The organism is Parvibaculum sp. (assembly GCF_035511255.1).
GTDB lineage: Bacteria > Pseudomonadota > Alphaproteobacteria > Parvibaculales > Parvibaculaceae > Parvibaculum.
This window is the reverse complement of the sequence record NZ_DATKFR010000184.1, coordinates 1-9,197: the sequence shown is the minus strand read 5'-3', so window position 1 is coordinate 9,197 and position 9,197 is coordinate 1. Positions and strand designations below refer to the sequence as shown.

The window sequence follows — 9,197 nt, the reverse complement described above, 5'->3', positions numbered from 1 at the left end:
CAAGTGCTGTCCGAACACGCCACAGCGCAAGGTGCCGCGCGACATCGACGAGGATGCGCGCGATGTGGCCCGGGCTCTGGCGAACACGCCGGCCTATGAGCGTTCGCGGCATCGGCGCAAGAAGGTCGAGATGCTCTTCGCCCACCTCAAACGCATCCTCAAACTCGGCCGTCTGCGCCTGCGCGGACCGAAGGGCGCCAGAGACGAGTTCCTCCTCGCCGCCACCGCGCAAAACCTGAGGAAGCTGGCGAAGCTTCGAGCAATGCCGAGCCATGGCCCTGCGGCGGCATGAAGCCACACCGGCCGGGTAACCGGCCCGCCGTCATAAGGCCATCAGGCATCAGGCCCCCGGGCAACGGGCCCGAAATCATCGTCCCACGGACGAACTGTCGATCTCGCAGCGACTAAATCAACAATATCGGCGCTAAGCGGACCTATGAAACCCCTGACCCTCTCTGCCTCCCGATCATCCACGACACCCTCCCCTCCCGGACAATCCCCGAGACCTGCTTGCCGATATGCCGCTCCAGCACCGGCCGCCAGGGCACGAGCGTGAACTCGCGCGATTTCTCGATGACCGCGAAACGGCCGCTGCCGAGATCGACATGCCGGCGATAGGTCCCGGTCGCCTTTTGCCCGGATTCGGCTTCGACGTAGGGCAGACCGAGTTCGCCCGAGAGTTGCCCCGCCACACGCAGCAGTTCGCGGCGGCGCAGGATGCCGAGCATGTTGGCGCGATAGACGATCCGGTCCTGCTCTTCCCGCGCCAGTTCCTGCCCGACCAGCCATTGCCGGCGCAACGCAAGCGCGCCGCGGACATCTCCGCCAAAGCCCCCTTCGCGCAAGGGCTCCGGCTTTTCCGCCACCAGCTCGCGATCAAGCCAGGTCGCGCCATTGGCGGTCACCTGTCGCTCTAGCGGCCAGGCGGAAAGCGTCTCGACGAGGACAGGACTCGATCTTGCCAGACCGCGCTCGAAGGATGCGGCGCGTTCCAGGTGATCGGGCGCGATTGCCCAGCTTCCGTCAGGTTCACGCTCAACCAATCCGCCCTGCCGCCGCATCGCTTCCAGCCGCCGGATGTGGGTTTCGACGAAGTCGCGGCTCGTCGTCGGATCGTGGCACAGATGCGCGTCGATGTCGTAGCGGCCGCCATTCGCGGCGGCGATCTCCGCGATCGTCCGGTCGACCTCTCTTGGTTCCACCGGTTTTGGCGTGATCGCGACGATGGCGCCGTCCGGCAGAGCTTCCACAGATTCTGACCGGCCGATATCCACGTAATGCGCGCGGCCGTCGAGCCCGTCGACGATCAGGTAGTGACGGTCATTGAGTTCGTCCGACAGTCCCCGGCCAATGACACGACCGACAATGCGCCGCGCCTGCCCACCTGCCGGATCGTGAACCGCATAATCCGACGGCGCGCGGGCGAGTCCTTTCTCGGTCATTTCGCGGTGAAGCGTCTTGATGACGTCGCCACGTTCGCCCATGCGGCGAAGCGCCGGTTCCAACCCCTTGGCAAGCTTCCACGTTCCGGGCGTGACCTCCTCCGCCAGTCCCAGTCGCTTCAGCTTCTGCAGCCGGCCCGCCCGCAAGGTTTGCCGGAACGCATCACCTGCGGTCATATCAGAACGGACGTGACCTTCGTCATCCGTCTCCTTCAACAAACCGCGATCGAGACTGGTGAACCGTTCCTGTTCGACTTCCCGCGCGAGGTTCGCCTCAATCTCGAGATCGCTGCGGGGGCCGAGATCGAGGGTGACAATTTCGGCGGCGCGTTCGCGCATGCCTGTCGACAGATAATCCCGCGCGATGACGAGGTCTTGTCCGCGCTCGTCCTTGCCGCGGAGCATGATGTGGGTATGGGGATGGCCGGTATTGTAGTGATCGACCGCGACCCAATCGAGATGCGTCCCCAAATCCTCCTCCATGCGGGCCATGAAGCGCCGCGTGAAACCCTTCAGTTCCTCATATTGCGCTGCGTCCTCGACCGAAACGATAAAGCGGAACTGGTGCCGGTCGCCGTCGCAGCGTTTCAGAAACGCCTCGCCGTCCGCCCGGTCGTGCTCGACGTCGTAAAGCTCGCCCGGCAGCCCCTCGCGCGTCACGCCGTCGCGCTGGATATAGCGGAGATGGAGACGCGCCGCTTTCTGACCCTGCCCCTTCAGCTTCACGATGCGGGATTTGACGACCACGCGCCGCGCGCGAAAGGCAGCATGGGTTCCGCGCGATGCGAGGACACGACCGATGCCGGCGCCGCGGCCGATGCGATTGCCCTGGAACCCCGCCCCCGGCGACGTTCCACCGAAGCGGCGACCGCCCGCCAGCGCCGCCGATTTCAGCACCCGCTGCTGGTAGCGGCGTTCGGCCTTTCCGTCGCGCGCTCCGATCCGGCCGAGACGTGGTTCGAATTTGTCGTCCTGCATCGTCTCCTCTCCGCGATCGCCACCTATCATCAAAAAATGATCGGCTTTTGCTGGCGGACAAGACGGCGCCATGAAGATCGAAGAGACACAGGGACTTGGCGCGACAATGGCGCCACGCCTTCGGCGCATGGCGCCGTCAAAAGAGATGTGCAGACAGGAACATAAGCCCCTCATGGCGCCGTTCTTTTATCTTGCCCTCCCGCGATATCGAGTTCACCCCACGCTCACCTGCGTCGATGCCCTTTCTCCTGGGACTGACTAACGGGAGATGCTGAAGAGCTGCACGAAGAGATCGCCACCACCGGCAGCGAAGTCACCGCGCGATTTGCCGTCAGAACCGGCAAAGAGATACCGCTTTCGACGCTGAACCGTATCGTTCGTCGAAGCAACTTCGGGGCGCGTTTCATGCCCGTCGAGCGGGAAGAAAAGCGATTTTCCGGAGGCGAAAGACACGCGTGCGGTTGCCAATGAGACGACTGCTTTGTCGTCTGTGGGGACGATTTCAACACGCGGGAGAACCACCGCGAGATAGGCGTGGGTCTCTTCGGGAAGGCTCCGCTCGCCCTTCAGATAGGCCTGATAGCGTGTCGGCCCGGCATGATAGGCGGCAAAAAGTCCCGGAAAGCCGAAGCGGTCGCGCATCTCACTCAGATAGGCCGTGCCCGCCAGAATATTGTCGCGCGGATCATGCGGATCGGGGCCGAGCCCATGTCGCGCCCGCAGTTCGGCATAGGTCGCGGGCATCAGCTGCATCAGTCCCATTGCGCCCGCAGGCGATGTGATCGGCGCGTCGTTCAGCAGAGTCCGGCCACCGCTTTCCGCCTCGATGACGGCCTCGATCCAGTGCGCCGGAATACCGAAATGCCGCGCGGCTTCGGCGATGAGGGGCCGCCATCGCGCCATGTTCCTTGCTTCCGGATCGACCACTATGCTCATGGTGGCTAGTGGTGTGAGGCCATGCTCCGGCTCTGCGCTGCGGATCGCATGGGCGAGAACCAGCGTCAGAATATCCATAGCGGTACCAGCCTGCCGATGACGAGCGCCCGCTCGACCAGCCCGAAATACCGCCCATCGAAAGAGCTGGGTTCGCCTTCGGCGAGCAGCAAAACATGATAGCCGCCGAGCCTCTCGCAGCCCCGCCAGCGCGGCATAAGGCGGCCCTCGCCGTCCAACTCCAGCCGCCGCACCGCGTGCCGCCCGTTGATCGTGAGGTCGTTGCCGGTCATGCAGACCGTATCGAACCGGCTGGCCGCAACGCGCTTGATCAGCAGGGCATCGCGCGCGAGATAGTGCCGTTCGTCGGCAATGCGTCGTGCCTCTTCCGGCAAGCGCGCCAGCACAAGATCGCCCCGGACAAAATCCGGCGAGAGACGCAGATAGAGCCCGCGCGGGGCGCTGGCGCTTGCGTTCCAGACGAGACGCGGCAGTGGGTCGAGAAGCGCCGTCGCGCCGATCAGGCCGATGCCGAACACAGTCCAGAGAAGAAGACGCCTGCGGCGGTGCGGGTGTTTCGGGCCGCGCGGAGACCGCATGGGCACCAGCGCGCCGCTCTCGGCGATGAGGGAGAGCCGCTCACTCATCGGAGGTCGAGCGCTTTGCCCGCTCCCGCGACCAGGCGTCGAGATCGTCGATGTGATAGCGCACATAACGGCCATGCTTGCGGTATTCGGGGCCACCGCCGACGACGCGCATCTTTTCCAGCGTGCGCTCGGAGAGGCCGACATAGTGCGCGGCCTGCGGCGTGTTGAGAAAGGGACTGCCCTTCTTGGCATTCGCAGCCCGGGTCGCGTCGTCATCCATGGGGCACCTCGCATGTAACCCACGCGCGAATCGCGCAAGGAAGCCCCACCACGGCAAGGATCGGAAAAAGAGGTCCGGTGACCGAGCGGCGAATATCCGGCCACGTCGTTTCGCCAGCGCAACAGATCGCAGAAGGGAAAAGCCTCCGCGCCCGGAGGGACGCGGAGGCGATGGTGTGACGTCAGTCGACGGGATTCCAGATCAGCGCGAAGGTCTCGTCGTCATCCTGACCGGCGGCGCGGCCGAGATTCGCGTAGAGCCGGCGCGGCCCGAATTCCGGGGCGGCGAGGCTGAGGCTCACATAGTCCCGGCCCGAAGTTTCGCCGGTACGCGTCCAGCCCGCGCCGATCTCGACGCCCTGCGTGAGGACGCGGAAGTCCGGCTGCGCCTCGGCGCTTTTCGCCGCATTGGGCACGATATCGATCTCGGCGCGGATGGTCAGTGTCTTCAACTGGCCCTTGTAACCGCCGCTCGACTGCTTGGTGACATATCCGATTGCAGGCATGGTCTTTCTCCTTCGATGAACGCCGAGGGGTCCATTCCCCTCGCGATGGCGAACCCCGATGGGCGCGGCAGCCGCCCGCCGAACCGGAGGCCGGAGCGCAAGCGCAGGACCCGAGCGCCGGGCTTTTTTGAAGCGAAGCGACCCCGCGAGGAGCGCGCGGCAGCGCGCGGGGAAAAAAGCCCGGCGCGACGGTTTCGGGCGGGCGGTAGCGCCCATAGGTATCGCCGCTCAAGCGAGGGAATGACCCCGGTGACGCCCCTGCCGAAGGAGGAGAGAGCCCTTGCAATCCATGCGCGCCAAGCTTCCTGAGGCGGACGGGCCGGATGATGAAGGCCGGAGCGATAGATCGATTCAACACCGAAGCGACACGCCGACAACACCGGAAAGCGCTCATGCGGGAGAGTAGGATGCGGCAGATGCGTGGCGAAGAGCGAGCGATGAGAGCCCTGCCTTACCACCGGAACGCGGCCAAGCGCGCCCACATCGCGTTCCCGCATGTTGCTTGACGACGGCTTCACTGCCTCTGAAATCATGTCCGCGATCACGCCGCCCTCGCGACTCCGGAGCGCGGCAGGCGATGAATAACGATCTGTTCGCTCATGAAAAAGAGCGGGCGGCGAAGGACGACGCCCGCAAAGTTTTAGGCCTTCCCGAAATATCCCGCGACGCGATGCCATGCCTCGGCGGGCGCGAAGTCGCCATCCTCGCGATAGGCCCGCGCCGGAACATGCATCCAGCGCGGCAGCCATGTGCCGACCTTCGCCCGGCCATTCGTGCCTGCGAGACAGTCGCGGATGATCTGCTTCTGGACGGAGGCCTTCTCGGCGACATTCTGGTCGGCGACACTCTTTCCGGCTATGTCGGCCAGCATCGCATTGATCGTGCTCCTGTCGCGCAGCAGTTCGAAGAAGGGCGCGTCCGGCTCCCAGACCGGGCCCATGTCGCGCTTCAGCACCACCGCCAGCGCCTCGACCGCCGCGCTCCCGACCTGCAATGTCTCGCCCATCACAGTGGCGAGCACATTCATGACCTCCTCGTCATTGAGCATCAGCAGCTTGGCGAAGAGGGCGATGGTCGCCTCCGCGTCGCCGTGCGGCGCGGTGAGGTTTTCGCGCTCTTCCGGAAGACCGAGCAGGGCCCGGATATTGGCCTGCCAGCCCCGGAAGGCACGTTCGGCGACATTGGCCGCGAGGCTCTTCGCGATGGCGTCGGACGCCGCTTTCTGCGGCTCCGGCGTCACCTGCCAGAGCGCCGATCCGGCGATGACATGCGCGAGCATCAGCCGCAGCGCGATGCCGGGATGGTCCAGCAATTCGGCGCGCACGGCGGCATGGCGATGCAGTTCGATATAGTTGCGCATCGCTTTGGTCACCTCGGGCCGGGCGGCGCGGAGCTCCGCTGCATCATTGCCCGCGCCCTCGTGTTTTGCCTTGCGGCGCGCCTCCGCGCGGGAGAGATATCCCTCATGGAAACTGACCTCGCCGCGGCCTGAGACCTCGACATAGACCTTGCCGCCCTTCTTCTTCGGGACCTTCTCGTAGTCCCATGCGGGGAAGTGCTCGCCGGGCTCCATAACGATCACCTCACTCCAGCCCGCCTCGCGCAGCGCGTCTGCTTTGGCTGCAATGGCCTCGCCCTGCTTGCGCCAGAAGAGGTCCGGATCGGCGAAGTACCCTTCCTCGCCGAAAAGATCGGTGACGATTTCGCCCTCGTAAGTATCGAGCGGGAAGAGCGCCGCGCCGGTCGCAATCGACTGGCCGCCGAAGAGCCATTGCTTCAACCGGTGGCCGGTCGGACAGGCGTTCCGGTCCGCCTTCCAGAGCTTCCACCATTCCTTCTGCTTCGCCTGCGAGGCAAGCGTCAGATGGCGGATCGATGCGGCGTCGATCTTCTCCGCCCGATAGGCCGCGCGGATCGGCGCGATCAGCGTGCCGAGCGCGAGGCGGCGCTTCACCATCAATTCGGTAAGACCGAAAGTCGCGGCGATGTCGGCGACGGATTTCCCCTCGCGGGTAAGCCGCGCGAAACACTCATACTGGCTCATCTCGTCGGGATCGAGACGGGCGATGTTCTCGATCAGCGAGGCTTCGAGCGCGGCGGCATCGTCGCCGGACTCCATTACGGCGCAGGGCAAGGGCTCGACTTCGCCCTGCTCTTCCTTCACCGCGTTGGCCGAGAAATAGCGCCGCCGTCCGGCGACGATTTCATAGGCGTTGGGCTCCGCCTCGACGGGGCGCACGAGAAGCGGCTGCAGGATGCCGCGCGCCCGGATCGAGGGCAGGATGTCGTCGATATCGGGCGGGCGCTTGCCATGCCGCATATTGATCGCGGCGGGGCGCAGTTCATCGATCGGGATGTGACGCAGTTCCATTGGTGTCTCCTTTCGTGTTTTCGGGGGTGGGGCTCGGGCTCTCCGCCGCTTCAAGCGGCAGAGAGAAATTCGACCAGTCGGCGAGCGCGTAAGTGCCGCCCGCCGCATCGATATGAAGGCCGGGCGTGCCGGGCGCGGCGCCCTCGGTGTCGTGGTCATGGACATGGACGCGGGCGCGTCCGCCCTCGATCTCGACCTGTTGCACGACGCCGCCGGAAACCGTGACGGTCACGGCGACGGGCTCACCGCGCTCCGAGAAGCGCGGCGGCACAGGGAGCGAGGAGGCAAACTCCCGCCATGGATCGGCATCGTCGCCTTCGGCAACGGCATCGATGAAGGTCGGGCCGCAATCGTCGAGTGGCTTCCAGCCGTCGCTCTCATTGGCGGTGACGATGGCCCTCTCCAGTGCCTCCGCGAGCGTGTCGGCCTCGACCGCCACGATATTGGCGTAATAGGCGGCAAAGCCGCATTGCACCGTCCATTTCTTCATGGGTGTCTCCTTCAGAACAGACTCAGCTGGTTGCGGGCGTCCTCGTCGAAGAGGCCGATGTTCAAGGGCTTCTGGGCTTTGCGCGGGCGCAGCGGCGCGGCCATGAAGGCCGCCAGCCGGTCGCGCTCGCGGATCGGCGCGACGCCCGGCATGAGGCACTGCTCGCCTTCGGGCGTCTTTTCGGAGTCGAGAGGCGGGTGCTCGCTCATGCCGCCCTCCCCGCGCCCGTCTCTGTGCCCTCCGCGCGGAAGGCCAGCAGGAAATCCGCCGCCTTGGAGGCGAGGCTCGCGGCGCGGAAGATGGCACGCTCATCGTCGCGCAACAGGTCGAGCCATGAGGCGATATAGTCCGCATGGCGCACCGTCGGCACGATGCCGAGCGCGGCGCAGACAAAGGCGCTCGCCATTTCGGCGACGAGTTCCTCCGCCGCATAGGCGCGCGAGCCAAAACGCCCGGAAAGATCGCGCGCCAGCCGCGAGGGGTGGCCGGCCCAGTGGCCGAGTTCATGGAAACAGGTGCGGTAATAATTGACCGGCTCGTGAAAGGCCGTTTGCGGCGGCACCTCGATGCGGTCGAGGCTCGGCACATAAAGGGCCATCGCGCCGCCCACATGGAATGCCGCGCCGGTCGCGGCGATCAGCGCCTCGGCGGCGGGCACGGTCTCGCATTCCGGCAGTATGGCGGGCGGTGCAAGCAGCTCGCCCGGCAGGCCATCGCATTGCGCGACATTGAAAACGGTGAAGCGCTTGAGAAAGGGAACGCTCCGGGCCTCCTCACCCTCCGCCGCCGCGCGTTCCCGTTCCGCCTTGGGCGTGAAGCGGTCGGCATAAACGAGGGCCACGCCCTTCTCGCCCTTGCGGACATGGCCGCCAAGCGAAAGCGCTTGCCGGAAGGTGAGCCAGTTCTGGGCGGCGAAACCCCGTTCGATGACGGCGCTCCAGAGGATCAGAATATTGATCCCCGAATAGGCATTCCCCGTCGCCGCATTGCGCGGCAGACCGAGCCCCGCTTTCGCTTCGTCCCAGGGCTGCACCCAAGGCACCCGGCCCGCTTCCAGTTCCGCGACGATTTTTGCCGTCACATCGGCATAAAGCTGCGGCCCCGCCTGCTTCCCGGTCTGACGATTATGTTCTCCGCGCATCGGCCAGCTCCCGTCAAATCCCGCCGCGTCTCTCCCGGAAGCGGGATGGGCGGCGAAAAGCGACCGGAAGGCCCGCCGTCAGAGGCGGGACGCACCGAAGGCCGGAACGAAGTGGAGGACCCGGAGCGCAAGCGGAGGGTTGCGGCCTGCCGCGGCGGGCCTAGAAGGGAGCGCCGCCCATCCCGCGTGACGGGGAGACGCTTCAAACAAAGACGCCGCGCGAAAGCGCGGCGGCCTTAACCCTTGGGCTTGTAGAGTTCCTTGAGAACGTCACCGGGATCGTCGCCAAGCGCCTGCACGACGTCGACGAATTCGATGATGTCGAGACGGCGTTCGCCGCCTTCATATTTGGCGACAAAGGATTGGGTACGCTTGAGCCGCGCGGCGACATCCGCCTGCGTCAGGCCCTTCGCCTTGCGAAGCTTGATCAGCAACGCAAGCAGCTTGCGTTGACGCGGCGTGCGAAGGGT

General features: G+C 65.5%; 11 protein-coding genes. 1 reads left to right on the top strand and 10 read right to left on the bottom strand.

The window, feature by feature from the left end:
• Positions 1 to 292: transposase (locus VMR03_RS06885; protein ID WP_325403570.1), on the top strand; the 292-nt coding region annotated here is incomplete at its 5' end.
• 142 nt (positions 293 to 434) lie between these two features.
• On the opposite strand, the gene rlxS is transcribed toward VMR03_RS06885, so the two are convergent.
• From rlxS to VMR03_RS06835, 10 genes are all read right to left on the bottom strand, one after another.
• Complete coding sequence (gene rlxS / locus VMR03_RS06880) at positions 435 to 2,420, bottom strand: relaxase/mobilization nuclease RlxS (protein ID WP_293323664.1); 1,986 nt, start codon at positions 2,418 to 2,420, stop codon at positions 435 to 437.
• A 258-nt stretch (positions 2,421 to 2,678) separates the two neighbouring features.
• A complete protein-coding gene (locus VMR03_RS06875) occupies positions 2,679 to 3,434 on the bottom strand; it encodes a lytic transglycosylase domain-containing protein (protein ID WP_293323661.1) in 756 nt (251 codons plus the stop codon).
• Positions 3,422 to 4,000: a S26 family signal peptidase gene (locus tag VMR03_RS06870; protein ID WP_293323658.1), complete on the bottom strand. Its 579-nt coding sequence runs from the start codon at positions 3,998 to 4,000 to the stop codon at positions 3,422 to 3,424. The genes VMR03_RS06875 and VMR03_RS06870 overlap by 13 nt, the downstream gene beginning before the upstream one ends.
• Positions 3,993 to 4,220 carry a helix-turn-helix transcriptional regulator gene (locus tag VMR03_RS06865; RefSeq protein ID WP_041535925.1) on the bottom strand — a complete coding sequence of 76 codons (228 nt, stop codon included), beginning with the start codon at positions 4,218 to 4,220 and terminating at the stop codon, positions 3,993 to 3,995. The genes VMR03_RS06870 and VMR03_RS06865 overlap by 8 nt, the downstream gene beginning before the upstream one ends.
• Before the next feature lie 181 nt (positions 4,221 to 4,401).
• Positions 4,402 to 4,725 (bottom strand): DUF736 domain-containing protein, encoded by a 324-nt coding sequence (locus VMR03_RS06860; protein ID WP_293323652.1) that lies wholly within the window; start codon positions 4,723 to 4,725, stop codon positions 4,402 to 4,404.
• A 640-nt stretch (positions 4,726 to 5,365) separates the two neighbouring features.
• On the bottom strand, positions 5,366 to 7,096 hold the full coding sequence (locus VMR03_RS06855) for a ParB/RepB/Spo0J family partition protein (protein WP_325403563.1): 1,731 nt from the start codon (positions 7,094 to 7,096) through the stop codon (positions 5,366 to 5,368).
• Complete coding sequence (locus VMR03_RS06850; protein ID WP_290891738.1) at positions 7,068 to 7,586, bottom strand: hypothetical protein; 519 nt, start codon at positions 7,584 to 7,586, stop codon at positions 7,068 to 7,070. The genes VMR03_RS06855 and VMR03_RS06850 overlap by 29 nt, the downstream gene beginning before the upstream one ends.
• 11 nt (positions 7,587 to 7,597) lie before the next feature.
• Positions 7,598 to 7,795 carry a hypothetical protein gene (locus tag VMR03_RS06845; protein ID WP_290891737.1) on the bottom strand — a complete coding sequence of 66 codons (198 nt, stop codon included), beginning with the start codon at positions 7,793 to 7,795 and terminating at the stop codon, positions 7,598 to 7,600.
• Positions 7,792 to 8,727 carry an ArdC family protein gene (locus VMR03_RS06840; protein WP_325403559.1) on the bottom strand — a complete coding sequence of 312 codons (936 nt, stop codon included), beginning with the start codon at positions 8,725 to 8,727 and terminating at the stop codon, positions 7,792 to 7,794. The genes VMR03_RS06845 and VMR03_RS06840 overlap by 4 nt, the downstream gene beginning before the upstream one ends.
• A 236-nt stretch (positions 8,728 to 8,963) precedes the next feature.
• Positions 8,964 to 9,197 (bottom strand): helix-turn-helix transcriptional regulator (locus VMR03_RS06835; RefSeq protein WP_325403558.1); only part of this gene is annotated, 234 nt, incomplete at its 5' end.

Coding starts and splice junctions, on each gene's coding strand:
- VMR03_RS06875 (WP_293323661.1), bottom strand. CDS start 3,434: ATGGATATTCTGACGCTGGTTCTCGCCCATGCGATCCGCAGCGCAGAG.
- rlxS (WP_293323664.1), bottom strand. CDS start 2,420: ATGCAGGACGACAAATTCGAACCACGTCTCGGCCGGATCGGAGCGCGC.
- VMR03_RS06860 (WP_293323652.1), bottom strand. CDS start 4,725: ATGCCTGCAATCGGATATGTCACCAAGCAGTCGAGCGGCGGTTACAAG.
- VMR03_RS06855 (WP_325403563.1), bottom strand. CDS start 7,096: ATGGAACTGCGTCACATCCCGATCGATGAACTGCGCCCCGCCGCGATC.
- VMR03_RS06850 (WP_290891738.1), bottom strand. CDS start 7,586: ATGAAGAAATGGACGGTGCAATGCGGCTTTGCCGCCTATTACGCCAAT.
- VMR03_RS06870 (WP_293323658.1), bottom strand. CDS start 4,000: ATGAGTGAGCGGCTCTCCCTCATCGCCGAGAGCGGCGCGCTGGTGCCC.
- VMR03_RS06865 (WP_041535925.1), bottom strand. CDS start 4,220: ATGGATGACGACGCGACCCGGGCTGCGAATGCCAAGAAGGGCAGTCCC.
- VMR03_RS06840 (WP_325403559.1), bottom strand. CDS start 8,727: ATGCGCGGAGAACATAATCGTCAGACCGGGAAGCAGGCGGGGCCGCAG.
- VMR03_RS06845 (WP_290891737.1), bottom strand. CDS start 7,795: ATGAGCGAGCACCCGCCTCTCGACTCCGAAAAGACGCCCGAAGGCGAG.